This window comes from Flavobacterium limi, from assembly GCF_010645075.1.
In the GTDB taxonomy this organism is placed as follows: Bacteria; Bacteroidota; Bacteroidia; order Flavobacteriales; family Flavobacteriaceae; genus Flavobacterium; species Flavobacterium limi.
Window position 1 is genome coordinate 82,099 of sequence record NZ_JAADZV010000014.1, and the last position, 15,039, is coordinate 97,137.

9 protein-coding genes are annotated in these 15,039 nt (G+C 35.9%); 1 reads left to right on the top strand and 8 read right to left on the bottom strand.

What is annotated here, in order from left to right; translation table 11 throughout:
- Positions 1-33: 33 nt before the first annotated feature.
- The 6 genes from GXM16_RS21370 to GXM16_RS21395 all read right to left on the bottom strand — a co-directional run bounded on the left by GXM16_RS21370 (position 34) and on the right by GXM16_RS21395 (position 8,837).
- Positions 34-2,283: a S9 family peptidase gene (locus GXM16_RS21370; RefSeq protein WP_163396527.1), complete on the bottom strand. Its 2,250-nt coding sequence runs from the start codon at positions 2,281-2,283 to the stop codon at positions 34-36.
- Positions 2,284-2,439: 156 nt separating this feature from the next.
- Positions 2,440-3,855 carry an APC family permease gene (locus GXM16_RS21375; RefSeq protein WP_163396528.1) on the bottom strand — a complete coding sequence of 472 codons (1,416 nt, stop codon included), beginning with the start codon at positions 3,853-3,855 and terminating at the stop codon, positions 2,440-2,442.
- A gap of 164 nt (positions 3,856-4,019) precedes the next feature.
- Positions 4,020-5,255, bottom strand: a complete 1,236-nt coding sequence (locus tag GXM16_RS21380; RefSeq protein WP_163396529.1) for an NAD(P)/FAD-dependent oxidoreductase — start codon at positions 5,253-5,255, stop codon at positions 4,020-4,022.
- A gap of 63 nt (positions 5,256-5,318) precedes the next feature.
- The gene (locus tag GXM16_RS21385) at positions 5,319-6,329 is read right to left on the bottom strand and encodes a 4-hydroxyproline epimerase (protein ID WP_163396530.1); all 1,011 of its coding nucleotides are present in this window, start codon (positions 6,327-6,329) and stop codon (positions 5,319-5,321) included.
- A gap of 3 nt (positions 6,330-6,332) precedes the next feature.
- Positions 6,333-7,901, bottom strand: a complete 1,569-nt coding sequence (locus GXM16_RS21390; protein ID WP_163396531.1) for an aldehyde dehydrogenase (NADP(+)) — start codon at positions 7,899-7,901, stop codon at positions 6,333-6,335.
- A gap of 21 nt (positions 7,902-7,922) precedes the next feature.
- Positions 7,923-8,837: a dihydrodipicolinate synthase family protein gene (locus tag GXM16_RS21395; RefSeq protein WP_163396532.1), complete on the bottom strand. Its 915-nt coding sequence runs from the start codon at positions 8,835-8,837 to the stop codon at positions 7,923-7,925.
- 138 nt (positions 8,838-8,975) lie between these two features.
- Here GXM16_RS21395 and GXM16_RS21400 point away from each other — a divergent pair, with 138 nt between their 5' ends.
- Positions 8,976-9,818: an AraC family transcriptional regulator gene (locus GXM16_RS21400; RefSeq protein WP_163396533.1), complete on the top strand. Its 843-nt coding sequence runs from the start codon at positions 8,976-8,978 to the stop codon at positions 9,816-9,818.
- 438 nt (positions 9,819-10,256) lie between these two features.
- Here GXM16_RS21400 and GXM16_RS21405 read toward each other — a convergent pair whose 3' ends face one another.
- Both GXM16_RS21405 and GXM16_RS21410 read right to left on the bottom strand, forming a co-directional pair.
- Positions 10,257-11,864, bottom strand: coding sequence for a RagB/SusD family nutrient uptake outer membrane protein (locus GXM16_RS21405; RefSeq protein WP_163396534.1), 1,608 nt, complete (start codon positions 11,862-11,864; stop codon positions 10,257-10,259).
- 11 nt (positions 11,865-11,875) lie between these two features.
- Positions 11,876-14,869, bottom strand: a complete 2,994-nt coding sequence (locus GXM16_RS21410; protein ID WP_163396535.1) for a SusC/RagA family TonB-linked outer membrane protein — start codon at positions 14,867-14,869, stop codon at positions 11,876-11,878.
- Between the last annotated feature and the right edge of the window lie 170 nt (positions 14,870-15,039).

A 15,039-nucleotide genomic window follows, 5' to 3' on the forward strand; every position in this document is an offset into this window, starting at 1 on the left:
TACAAAATCTTTATTTCTATTTTTCTAAGCGTCTTATTTGTAAACTTCGCTCCATGCAGGAGGCGTTACGCCTAATAAATGCTGAACAAAATAATCCCTTCTTTTTCGTTCTCCGTAATCGCCTCCGGCAGAATGTCCCATTCCGGGAACAATTACCAGTTCAAAGTTTTTATTGGCTTTGATTAAAGCATTAGCAAACTGCATTGTCGATGCCGGATCGACATTATCATCGAGTTCTCCTAAAATCAACATTAGGTTTCCGTTCAGTTGTGCGGCATTTGCTGTATTAGAACAGGCTTCATATTCAGGACCTATTGGATATCCCATCCATTGTTCATTCCACCACATTTTATCCATGCGGTTATCGTGGCATCCGCATGATGAAACGGCAACGTCGTAAAAATCAGAATTAAAAACCAGTGCAGCTCCTGCATTTTGCCCTCCGGCAGATGTTCCGTGAATGCCTACTTTATCAATATTCATATAAGGATATTTCGCGGCCGCTGCTTTCATCCAAAGTTTTCTGTCGGGAAATCCGCCATCTTTTAAATTTTTCCAGCACACATCATGAAAAGCCTTCGAACGGTTTGAAGTTCCCATTCCGTCAATCTGAACGACAATAAAACCTAATTCTGCCAGAGATGACATCGCCCAATAATACGGCTGGAAATTCTTCGGCACAAAAGAATCCTGGGGACCGGCGTAAATGTATTCTATGATTGGATATCTACGATTCGGATCAAAAGTGGTCGGACGCACGATAACGCCCCAAATATCGGTTTTACCGTCCCTTCCTTTAGCTGAAAAAACTTCCGGTGCTGTCCAGCCTGTTTTATTCAGTTCCGAAATATCTGCCTGCTGCATTGCTACGACTGCTTTTTGAGTATCGGTACTTTTTAAAACCGTAACAGGGGGTAAATCTACTCTTGAATACTGATCGACATAATGTTTATAATCCGGAGAAAAGGTTACTTTATGGTTTCCGTTTTCTGTGGTTAATCGTTTAAAGTTTTTTCCGTTAAAATCAATTCGGCAGAAATGAAGCAGATACGGATCCTGATCGTTATCTAAACCACTTGCTGTAAAATAGATCTGTTTGTTTTCTTCATCTACTTTTATCACTTCACGAACCGGCCAATCTCCTTTTGTAATCTGATTTTTTACTTTTCCTGTTCCTGCATCATACAAATACAAATGATTCCAGCCGTCACGCTCAGAAGCCCAGATGATTTCATTGTTCTTTTTTATGTTATGACGAAATCTTTTTCCGCTGTATTCTACAAAAGTTGGACTGGTTTCTTCGATAACTGCCCTTACTTTTCCGGTTGTGGCATTGACTTCCAGAACACGATACACCTGATGTCCACGCTGATTGTATTCAAAAGTAAAAACACTGCTGTCGTCTTTCCATTCTATTTCTGAAAGATCGTATTGTTGCTGAAATAAATCTGTTGGAACCGCAATTTGCTTTTTTGAAGCCACATCAAACAACTGCAGACTTTTGAATGGCAGCTGATCTCCTGGTTTTAAATATTCCCTTGTTTGTAATTTTGGCTGAAACTGATCTGCCGGACTTGATTCCACAAAATAGATTTTATGCTCCTCGCCCGGTCTGATTTTATACGCCATAATTTTTTTGTTGTCAGGCGACCACTGCAAATAAGATGAATAATAAAATCCCTTTGAACCGTCGTAACTCAGCTGGGTTTCTGTTTTTGTCTTTTTATTTTTTATATACAAATTGTAATTTTTGATAAAAGCGACATACAAAGAATCAGGAGAACCAACGGGTTTATTGCCCAGTTCGTCAAAAGTTCCGCCCCAGTATTCATTATTTCTTAAAGGATTTTTATATCTGCCTATTTTAGTGAGTTCGTACGTTTTTAAATTACAGGAAATTTTTACCGTATCTGTTGTAAAAACAAGCGTTGACAAGGTTTTATCAAACTCCAGATTCTCAATTGGCAGGTCTTGGCCTTTTACTTCTTTCTTTAAAAATTTTGATAAAGACTCCGCAAAAAGAGTATGATCAAAAGCTGCTGACTGTTTCTGCTGTTTGGTATCGGCCAAAAGAAATTCTTTGCCTTTTTGAATATTGTTGCTGTACCATACGTAATCGTTCCCAACCCAGTGAAACTCTTTTGGACTGTTGATTACCTTATTTTTAAATAAAGAATCTACAGCAATGGCTTTCTTATACTCTTTCAGTGTACCCTGGGCATGGCTGATCAGACACCATGAAAGTGTTAAAAGCACACTTATTTTTTTATTCGTTGTCTTCATAATTTTCATATCAATAAAAATAAATAATAATTATTGAGGTGAATGGGTTAATATTAACACATAGTAATACAATATTACCCACCAAAGTAAAGATTTGAGAAAAAGCAGTTATTAAACACTAATAACTAAAATGCATTGAGAATACAGAAAAGAGACTTAAATAATTTCCTTTTCTTTAATTAAATAATAAACCGGAATACCGATCAGCATAATTAAAACGCCCCAGCCACAGGTTGAAACTTTAGTAAATAATAGTGAAACAGCAACCGCAGAAGCGATTATGATATACAGCCATGGCAAATAAGGGTATCCAATAGCTTTATATGGACGGACTGCATCCGGTTTTTTTCTGCGAAGAATAATGATTCCGTAAATCGTCAGGATATAAAAAATGAGTACGATGATAATGACAAAATCTAATAAATCACCGTATTTTCCCGTAAGGCATAATACGCAAGCCCAGATACATTGTGCCCAAAGTGCCCATTCGGGAACGCTGGCATTGTTAAGTTTAGCTGCTTTTTTGAAAAACAAGCCGTCGTTTGCCATTGTATAATAAACTCTGGCTCCGGCCATGATTAATCCGTTGTTGCAGGCAAATGTGGAAATCATAATCATCAGCGCTATGATGAAAGTTCCGATGTCTCCGAAAATATACTGTGATGCGACTACGGCTACCCTATCGGATTTTGCACCGGCAATTTCGTTAAGCGGAATCACGGCTACATACATCACGTTTGTCAATACATAAATGATGGTTACAATCAATGTTCCTAAAAACATACTCAGTCCAACATTTCGCTTCGGATTTTTAATTTCACCTGCAATAAAAGTTACGCCTGTCCAGGAATCACTTGAAAATAAGGTTCCGACCATAGCTGCCGAAATTCCGGAAATCAAGGCTGTTGTTCCAATGGGAAACCACGAACCGTTTTCAGTATTAAAAGATCGTGGCGTCCAGGCATCTGTCCAGTTGGCATTCCAAACGGAAGATTTTGCTGCTAATGTAAATCCGAAGATAATTAGTCCTGAAATAGACAAAATTTTTATAATGGTTAAAATGGTCTGCAGAATTTTACTGTTTTTGACACCCCGGGTATTCAGATACGTCAGCACAATAACAATTACTATCGAAACAATTTGTGCTGTATTAAGTTTAAAACTCCCAATTTCGTACAAGATATTTTCATCACTTACTACCGGAATTAAATAAGCTGTAAATTTTGAAAATGCTACTCCAACCGCGGCAATAGTTCCGGTTTGAATCACTGCAAAAAAACTCCAGCCATACAGAAAGGCCGTTAGTTTATTATAAGCTTCCTTTAAATAAACATACTGACCGCCGGCATTAGGAAACATAGCACTTAATTCGCCGTAACTAATAGCTGCAATCATCGTAATTAATCCCGAAATCAGCCATATCAGAATCAGCCATCCTGTTGAGCCTACCTGTCTGGCAATATCAGCACTAACGATAAATATTCCGGAGCCTATCATCGAACCTACCACGAGCATGGTTCCGTCGAGAAGCCCGAGTTCTTTTTTAAATTCTTCCTGGTTATTGTCTTTCATTTTTTGGTTTGTTTTTTTGTTTTTTGTTTGTTTGGTGATTTTAAAAAATATTACAAATTCTAAACCTGGTTATGGTTCAGAATTTCTTTCGATCCATAATTTAAAATCAAAATAGCATTATAAAAAAAATCAGCTCCATTTTAAGATAAGATGAAGCTGATTTTTTAAAGTTGAAACATTTGTGTATCGACAGAAGTTGGTTTTTCAGAAATAATCTCCGATACTATTTTTCCGCTTGCCGGTGCCAGACTTAGTCCCATCATGGCATGACCTGTAACCACAGTTAGATTTTTAAGCTTTTTGTCTCTGGCAATTATAGGCATCCCCGAAGGCGTACAAGGCCTGAATCCGAACCAGGTATCTTCTTCTTTTGGCATTTCGATTTTCAAATCCGGGTAGAAATCGTTGATTGAATTTACGATTCCCTGTAACCGGTTCTGATTAATTTTTGTATCTTTTGTATGCGTGATCTCCATTGTCCCTCCAAAACGAATATCAGTATTCATTGGCGTTACAGCCACTTTTCCCTCACATAAAATAGACGGAATAGAAGGTTTATGATTTTGGCCTTTTAATGTAAAACTGTATCCTTTTCCCGGCAGGATTGAAATATTTATATTCAGTTTTTTAGCAATTTCAGGGCTCCATGAACCGGTTGCCAAAACTATTTCATCTGTTGCAAAAGTGCCTTTATCGGTTACAATTTCTGCAACAGTATTATTCTTTATAACAAAATTATTTACAGTGGTCTGCGAATGAATTTTCACGTTCAGTCTGTTCAGTTCATCTTTGATAAACTGCATGAATTTTTGCGGATAAATATGGGCATCGCTTTTATAATGAACACCGCCAATTACATTTGTTGCTGTGCCTTTTTCCAGTTTTGAAACTTCTTCTTTGGAAAGAAAATCAACTTCTAAACCTAATGCTTCAGCCAGTTTTCCTTCGTGATGAATTTCTTCGGCAGTTTTATCTGTTTTATAAAGCATCAGAAGACCTTTTTCTTCATAAAAAAAAGAATTACTTTCTTTCGCAAAATCCTGATACAATTCTTTACTCAAAAGCGATAAATCACAAAGTGCGGGCATTGCTTTTTCAACATGTTTTAAATTGGCATGCTTATAAAACAGTAGTCCCCATTTCATTAAATCTGCATTCAGCCGAGGCTTTACATAGAACGGACTGTGGCTATCAAACATCCATTTTATTCCCTGAGCAATCATTCCGGGCTGGGCCAGCGGAATTATATGCGAAGGCACAATCATTCCGGCATTTCCGTATGAGCAGCCGTCATTCATATCAGATTTATCAAAAACAACTACTTCATAACCTTCTTTAGCTAAATAATAAGCTGAACATAAGCCTATTATTCCCCCGCCAATTATACTTACTTTTTTCATTATGGTTCTAAATTTAAAATTTGGCGACAAGATTTTTGTTAACCGCTGACTTATAGTTTCTTTTTAAATTACCTGAAATCCAAAGGCATAAGGATCATCATCTTCGTCAATGATTATATTATTGTAGCCGTATACTTTTGCCCAGCCCTGAATGCTTGGAACAATAGCTTTTATATCGCCTATGGATGTTTCTTCTTCGACTCTTCCAATAAATTTGCTTCCTATAAAACTTTCGTGAATATAATCTTCTCCTTTTTTGAGTTTTCCTTTGGCGTGAAGCTGTGCGATTCTGGCTGAAGTTCCGGTACCACAAGGAGAGCGGTCAATTGCTTTATCCCCATAAAAAACAGCATTTCTTCCTGACGAAGTTGGGTCAATCGGCTCTCCGGTCCATAACATATGGCTTACATCACGGATGGTGTCGTTTTCAGGATGAATGAAAAGATTTGGATATTTTTCGTTGATGCGTTTACGGACTTCCTGACTGTACTGCACAATTTTCCCTGCTGTAAAATCCTGAACTCCTGAAAAATGCTTTTGCGGATCGACAATAGCATAATAATTGCCTCCGTACGCCACATCAAAAACAATTTCGCCTAATTCAGGGCAATCAACGGTAAGCCCTTCGGCAGCTAAATATGATTTTACATTCGTTAAACGAACCCAGTCTACTTTTTTCCCCGTTTGCTGGTATTCAATCTGAACCAAACCGGCAGGCGCTTCCATTTTTATTTTGCCCGGAATTTTAGGCACAACCAATCCTTCTTCGATGGCGATGGTTATAGTTCCGATAGTCCCGTGCCCGCACATAGGCAGACAGCCGGAAGTTTCTATAAATAAAATTCCAAAATCATGCTCCGGATTACTTGGCGGATACAAAATACTGCCGCTCATCATATCGTGGCCCCGTGGTTCGAACATAAGCCCTTTGCGAATCCAGTCATAGTCTTTTAAAAAATGCTGACGCTTTTCGCTCATGTTATTCCCTATCAGATTGGGGCCTCCGCCGGCTACCACTCTTACGGGATTTCCGCAGGTATGTGCATCAACGCAAAAAAATGTTTTTCTAGGCATAAACTAAATCGAATTCCTGGTTAATATATCATTTACTGTTCTGTTAATGTTCAAAGGATTTTTATCCTGTAAAGCTTCCGGCAGTAATTGATCCGGCCAGTCCTGATATGTTACAGGGCGTACCCATCTTTTTACGGCTGTTAATCCGACCGATGTAAATTTACTGTCGGAACTGGCAGGAAACGGCCCGCCATGTGTCATTCCGGAACAAACCTCAACTCCTGTTGGCACATTATTAAAAATTAATCGGCCTACTTTGTTTTTAAGATTTTCGATTACCTCCTTAAAGTCTTCGTATTCTTTTAAATCCGAATTTAAAACGGTTCCTGTAAGCTGTCCTTCGAGATCGAGAATAATTTCGTTTAACTGCTGAATATCATCGCATTTGACTACAACAGAAAAAGGGCCAAAAACTTCTTTATGAAATGTTCTGTTTTTCAAAAAAATATCACCATCAACCGTTATGATACTTTGCAGGGCATAATTGGGTTTTGTCTCTTTTTCTACAATAGTTTTTTTGGTATATCCTTCTTGTTCAAGAACTTCTGATTTTAGACTTTCGTATTGACTTTTTATACTCGGATGCAACATACAAGTCGGGTCTAATTTATCGGTCTCTAAAGCTAAAATAGTAATAAAATCCTCCAATTCCTTACTTTTTATACCTAAAATAAGTCCAGGATTCGTACAAAACTGACCAGTACCTGCTGTGATCGATGCAGCATAATTTGCCGCCCATTTTTCACTATCTGATTTTAAAGCCGAAGGCAGAATCAATACCGGATTTATACTTCCCATTTCGGCGTAAACCGGAATCGGAACAGGTCTGTTGGCCGCAATTTTGCAAAGAGCCGTACCTCCTTTTATGCTTCCTGTAAAACCAACTGCTTTAATTGACGGATGCTCTGTCAACGTTTTTCCAACAAAAATACCACTGCTGTTGAGATTAGAAAAAACACCATTTGGCATTCCGGTTTTTTGAGCAGCTTTTATAATAGCTGAAGCAACCAGTTCTCCGGTTCCCGCGTGAAGCGGATGCGATTTTACAATTACAGGACAGCCGGCTGCCAGAGCACTAGCTGTATCTCCTCCGGCAGTAGAAAAAGCAAGCGGAAAATTACTGGCTCCAAAAACCACAACAGGACCAAGTGGAATCTGTATCCTTCTAATATCAGGTTTGCCATCTGTTTTATTGATGATGGCTTCTACCCAGGAACCTTCTTTCAGCATCGTGGCAAAAGCCCTTAACTGCCCGGTTGTTCTGGCTCGCTCTCCATTTGCCCTTCCGGCAGGAAGCCCTGATTCCTGAATATAAGTCGTTAATAATTCTTCGCCTAAGGCTTCAATTTCATCAGCAATAACTTCCAGAAATTCGGCTTTTTTGACATTTGCAATAGTACTGTATGTTTTAAAAGCTTCTTCAGCTAAAACTGCTGCCTGACAAATTTCATCTTCAGAAGCTTCATAAAAAAACGTTTCATTTTCTGAATTCTGTTCCGGATTTATGGTTTTAAAGGTTGTTTTTCCTTTTGCGGAAAGCAAGTCTCCAATATAATTTTTACCTGTTATCATCGCTTTCGTTTAAAAATTTAATTAAATGTTTTTGTAATCCGGTAAAGCCGGTCTGTTTTTCATGGCAGCTTCAATAATTGCCAAAACTCGTTTTCTGTCTGCTCCCTGCAAAGGAAGTCTTGGTGCTCTTACATTTTCTGTTCCCAGTCCTGTTGCTACTTCTGCCAGTTTTATATTTTGTACCAGTTGCGGTGAAATATCCAGTTCAAGCAATGGCATAAACCATCTGTAAATGGCTACCGCTTCTTCAACTCTTCCTGCTTTTACCAGTTTATAAATCGCTACTGTTTCTTCCGGGTAAGCGGCCACTAAACCTGCAACCCATCCGTCAGCTCCTGTTACCAGACTTTCAAGAGCTAAAGTATCAACTCCGCAAAGCACTTTTAATCGGTTTCCAAAACGGTTTCTGATTCGGATTACATTGCTGATATCTCTTGTAGATTCTTTTACAGCCTCAATATTATCGAGTTTCAAAAGCTCTTCAAACATATCCAGTGTTACTTCAATTTTATAATCTACAGGATTGTTGTAAATCATAATTGGTAATGAGACACTTTCTGCAATTTCCTTAAAATAGACTACCGTTTCATGATCAGTTGCTTTATAACGCATCGGAGGCAGCAGCATTAAACCGTTTACGCCTAATTCCTGTGCGCGTTTCGCCAGAGTTACTGCTTCACTTGTACTTTGCTCCGCAATATTTACTATAACGGGAATTTTTCCTTCGACTAATTTTAAAGTTGCAGTAATTAAAACCTCTTTTTCGTCTTTGGTCAATGTACTAGCTTCTCCAAGAGTTCCGCCAAGGATAATTCCATTAACTCCGGCATCAATTTGTGCTTTAATATTTTTTTCGAACATTACGAGGTCCAGTTGACCTTTATCTGTAAACTTAGTCGTTACAGCCGGCATTACGCCTTCCCATTTTATTTTCATATTCATAATTTTTATCAAAAATAAAACTTATAAAAAAAGGTGTCTTTGTTATTATTAGCCGTTATCAGGACTATATTACCCCATCTATTGTATAATCTGATTTTTTTGATAATATTTACATAACCAAAAAATAATCCGTTGAAAATCTTACCATTTAAAATACCAAAAACAGAGAAAGAAGCCCTGATTTATCAGGAGGATATTGAGCGTGTTTTTTATGACCAGCTGCATCAGCATGAAGAAATTCAGATCAGTTATATTTTAAAAGGTGCCGGAACCCTAATTGTTGGAGATTCTATAAATGATTATAATGAAGGGGATATTTTAGTGCTTGGCGAAAACCTGCCACATGTTTTCAGAAGTAATACTGAGGCAAGTCCGGAATCTGTAATGCTGACTTTATTCTTTACTAAAACTTCTTTCGGAAAAGATTTTTTTACTCTTAACGACATGAGCAGTGTTGATGATTTTTTTAAGGAATCTGAATACGGAATGAAAATCCTTTCGAACCAAAAGAAAATTATCCATCATTTCGACAAATTGAAAAAACAGAATAAAATACAGCGTATTGCTTCATTCTTAAAAATCATAAACATCATTATTTCTTCTGAAAAAACGCCTCTTTCCTCTTTTGTCTACAAGAAAAAATATACTGATGATGAAGGTAGAAGAATGAGCGCTGTTTTTGAATATGCCATTGAATATTTTCATCAGAACATTACACTGGAAGAAGTGGCAGATAAAGCAAATATGAGTAAAAATGCTTTTTGCCGTTATTTTAAAAAACGCACTAACAAAACCTTTTTTGAATTTCTGATTGAAATCAGGATTGAAAATGCCTGTAAATTGCTGCATCATAAAAAAGACCTTTCGATAGCCTCTATATCAGAGCAGTGCGGATTTCAGGATATTGCCAATTTCAACAGAAAGTTTAAGGAGCTGAAAGGGATTTCTCCTTCGCATTATCGTTCTCAGTTTTAAGTTTTAAACACATAGAATCATAGATTTTTATAGTCCGCTCAAAAGACGTTTTACTTAACCTCAACATAGCCATGTGAAAGTTTTTTTCCATGTGTTTGCTTTTCACTTTTCACTCTTTACTATTTACTATTTACTTTTCAAAAATAGATTTTCTGATTTCTAATTTTAAGCTGATCAAAGTCTAATACTATTTCATAGTGGGATTCGGGATCTTTAAAGAGAACTGAATAATTTTGTTTTATTTTTGTATTAACTTTTTTTACTTGCTGTTTTACATAAAATTAGTGCTTGAAAACCTATCAGACAAAAACAAATTTTCAAGACTTCTATTTTATATTTCATAATTATAGCTTTAAAATAAAAAGCCATCCCCAGGCTCAGTAGGGATAGCTTTTCAAACACTTATAATTACAAGCAACCAACTTGTAAAATCTTTATTTATGGTAAATATCCCGGATTTTGTTTCAATTTGCTGTTTCTCTCCAATTGAACCTTCGGTATTGGAAGAATAGCTCTAAAAGCACCGGCCGGATTAGCAACCTTTGAAAACCATGATTTTTTTGAAAACACGCCAAATCGTATTAAATCTTGTTTTCTATGTGCCTCTCCAACAAATTCCCACGCTAATTCATCAAGGAAACCTCCGTAAGCAATATCCGCTCCTCCTTCGTAATTTGTAATTACTCCTGCCTTATAAGTACCGTATTTATAAACACTTCCTCCCAACAGTTTCGCACCTGTAACAGTTGCTTTGGCCGGATTAGTCTTTCTAAAATTTCTTTCTCTTACTTTTGTTACAATTGCTGCAGCTTCGGCAGCATTTCCTGTTCTTAATAAACACTCTGCTTTAATCATCATAGCATCTGCTAATCTGTAAAAAGGAACATCATTACTTGTTTGTGCAATTTGACCTTTACCAATTTCATATTTAACCATTCTATACCCTTCGTTAGGTTCGCAGCCATTAACATCCGTCATATAATTAATATATTCAAATTGTTTACCACCTTCCATTATTGGTTCTCCTTTACTATCAAACTGTTTGCCTCCTAACCAGCAATCTTTTAATCTTTGATCATCAGGATCATACGTATCTATAAATTGAGGTATTCCACCAGAACCATTCCAAGGCCCTCCGGCTAATTCATAAGTTGCCTGACTTGCAGCCGCTAATGTTTTAAATGGCCAGTAACTTCCAGCTGCTTTTTTTTGATCAAAAGGAATAGAAAATATCTGTTCTGTGGAAAATTGATTTTCTATTATAAAATTATCCAAATAATTAGCTGTCAAAACAAACCCACCATTATTTATAACATCATTAACTTGAGCTAAAGCTTCATTCCATTTTGGCGTTCCTATATAAACTTCAGCATTTAAATACAGTTTTGCCAAAGTCATTTTAGCAGCCCATGTTGTAACTTTTCCATAATTTTTAGATTCTTTCTTATCACTTAAATATGGTAAAGCTCCTTTTAGTTCACTTTCTACAAAATCATATACTTCTTTGCCTGTATTTTGTTCTGGCAAAAATCCTTTAGGTAAATCATACTTGGTTACAATAGGAACATTTCTAAAATTATCTAATAATAGATAATAATAAATAGCTCTTAAAGCTCTTAGTTCCTGAAAAACAGTTTCTTTATTTTCAAGATCTGGTATTTGTTCTATCTGAAAAATAGCTTTATTGACATTATTTACACCACCAAACAAATATGCCCAATTCCCCTCTGCATGAGGTAGCGGAGCCTCATATGTGTGTTGGTGCATTGTAATGTAATAATCTCCCCAGCCAATACCGTTTCTTAATGGCGTTACTATTAAATCTGATGATTCTTCATATAAACAAAAGGCAGCATCCCAACCCCAATAAACCTCTCTAAATGACGTATAAGCCGGCGCCATAAGACTTGCAAGATCTTCTGCCTTAAATTTAGTTTCCTCACCAATTACTTTATCATAAACATTCTCATCTAAATTGGTACATCCTGTTCCTAAAAGCAGTAAGCCCGAAGCAAGGATTTTGTATATTATATTTTTATTTTTCATTTTGAATTAATTTAAAAAGTTACATTTAATCCCAAAGTCATACCGGTTGTACTTGGATATTTATCCCTGTTATCCATTCCTTGAGAAGTAGGATCCTCTCTTTTTATTTCAGGATCTAAACCTTTGTATTTTGTAAACGTAGCCAAGTTATTCCCCGATACATACAATCGCATTGCATTGATGAATTTAAACGGCTTAACATCAAAATTATAGGATAAAGTTATGTTGTCAATCTTTATATAATCTCCTTGTTCAATATAATAACTCACATAAGTTGGATTATAATTTAGTACCGCCTTACCATACACTTTGTCATCTGTACTAGATAGCATATTATAATCGGTTTTAGAATTTCCATAAAACATACGTTGACTATTAAGTATTTGAAAATCGAAAGCTCCTGTGAGCACCATACTTAAATCAAATTTTTTGTAGCTAAAGGTATTGGTCCAGCCTGCATAATATTGTGGAATACCATTCCCTAAATATTGCTTATTCGTATCATTGTACATAGAAGGATCAAGTGTTTTCCTTGTACCGTCCGGCAATTCAACAATCCATTGTCCATCATTCGTAATATCTACTGATTTTAGTCCCCAAAAATTACCTAATGATTGTCCAACTTCTAATCTATGCGTGTCGAATGAAATAGGATCTCCAGTGTTTCCTCTATTTACATAATCTCCTTCAATTTGATATAAATTATTAGAAAGACTTGTTAACTTATTTTTATTGTGTGAAAAAGTCATTGAGGAATTCCAAACAAAATTATCCGTTTTGACAGGAATTGTATTAAGAAGAATTTCGATACCTTTATTTTCCATTTTCCCAACATTAGCAATAGTAGAATCATATATATTAGGAGGACTTGGCACAGCGTATCTCCATAACATATCGATTGTTTTTTTACTATACACATCAACACTTCCGCTAATTCTATTATTGAAAAATCCAAAATCAAGACCCATATTGACTTCTGTCGTTTTCTCCCAACGCAAATCAGGATTAGGATTACTTACCGGTTCCAATCCTCTCACCCATTTTCCATCATTATAAAAATAGCCTTCATAATTGTACAATGTCAGCGACATATAAGGATCATTAGGAATTACTCCTGTTACTCCATAACCTGCTCTTAATTTTAAAATATTTACAGTTTCAACATCTTTTAAGAAAGACTCATTATTAATACTCCATCCTGCAGAAACCGCAGGGAAATTTCCCCATTGGTAATTTGCACCAAATTTAGAAGATCCCTCTCTCCTGATACTAACTAATAAATCGTATTTACTATTAAAGTTATAATTAACTCTACCAAAGAATCCAATTAATGTATTATCATCTTTATAACTTCCCATCCCTGCTAATCCATCCGTCAAAGCATTTCCTGAACCCAAATTATTATAGGAAAAAGCATCGGTAGGAAAATCAGAATTATTAGCCGAAAATCCTTCATTTACGATATATTGATAACTGTAGCCTCCTAATACTGTAAACTCATGCTTATCTAAAATTTTATGGTATTTGGATGTTATCTCAACTAAATCACTGTCCGTCGTACCTGTATTCCTGGAAGCCACACCATTTCGCAAATTTATCGTATTTGAATAATGTTTTTTGGTTTCTGCATATCCGTTTAAAAATGTGTCTTTATTTTTTGAAAGTTGCGCCCCTACATTCCATCCTGATAATAAATCAAGTGTAAGATTGGCTGAAAATCTTTGCCATGTCCTATTTCTATCTTCTATCGTTTCATTTATAATACCTACAGGATTATAATATTGAAACTTTGTTTGACCATCTTCTTTTTCAAGATAAGTTCCATCTGAATTATATATAGGCGCAGTAGGATTTCTAATCATTGCCTGTCTGTAGGCATAAGCTACTGTTCCTTCTGAAAGTCCCATATTTTGGGTTCCATTTAGTAAATTCAAATTAATCTTTAACTTATCATTGAACATGCTATGATTAACATCAAATGAAAATCGATATTCTTTATTAAAAGTATTATTAAAAACACCTGTTTCATCAATATAATTAAGATTCACAGTATAGTTTGTTTTAATATTTCCTCCTTTTAAAGCTAAATTATGATTTTGAGCAAATCCACTTCCTGAAATTTGATCCAGCCAATTGGTATCAGCACCACCATCTTTATAAGGTATTCTTAATCCTTGAGCGCGAAAATTTCTTTGTTGTGTGGCATCTAAAAAATCTGCCTTATTATAAAAATTATTTATTGTAGCAAATGTTGAATAGGTAATAGTTGGTGCGATGTCTTTGTTTACCGTTTTTGTGGTAATAAGAATAACCCCATTTGCACCTCTTGTTCCATAAATTGCAGCCGCAGAAGCATCTTTTAATATATCGATAGAAGCAATGTCATTTGGAGCAACGGTATTCATACCTCCCGGCACACCATTAATTAAGACCAAAGGAGCAGCGTTTCCTTGTAAAGTAGAAACTCCACGCAATGAAATATTAGATGATGCTCCCGGATCACCGGAACCATTACTAATCGTCAGACCTGCTACTTTACCTCTAATAAGATCCGAAGCATCTCTAATAGCACCTCTTGTAAAATCTTTTTCTTTTATAGTAGCAATAGCACTAGTTACTCTTTCTTTCTTTTGAGTTCCGTATCCTACAACAACAACTTCTGTTAATTCGTTTGTTTCAGATTCTAAAATTACATTGATGGTCTTGCCGTCTGGTTTTACTTCTTTACTTTTTAATCCTACATAAGAAAAAACTAATATGACGTTGTTTCCTTTAGTAGTAATTTCAAAATTACCATCAAAATCACTAGTCACCGCATTAGTAGTGTTTTTCTCTAAAACTGATACCCCGGGCAGAGGAAGATTATTTGCGTCTGTAATTTTTCCGCTGATTTTCTGATGCTGCGAAAAAGAGCTAAAAAAAACAAACAGTAAAAACGTACAGAACATCTTGTCTCTTTTTGATGATGTTACAGCACTTTTAAATACATGTGTGGATAGTTTCATAATTTAACAGTTTGGTTAGTTTATTTTTAACACTTGTAAAATTATATTAAACTATAGCTAACAAAAACGCTAATATTACCACATGATAATACTATATTATCCAAAAAGTCAAATAAAAGCTATTTAATTTGAAATCCTAAACAAGCAGCGGGAATGGCTGCAGGAAAAAA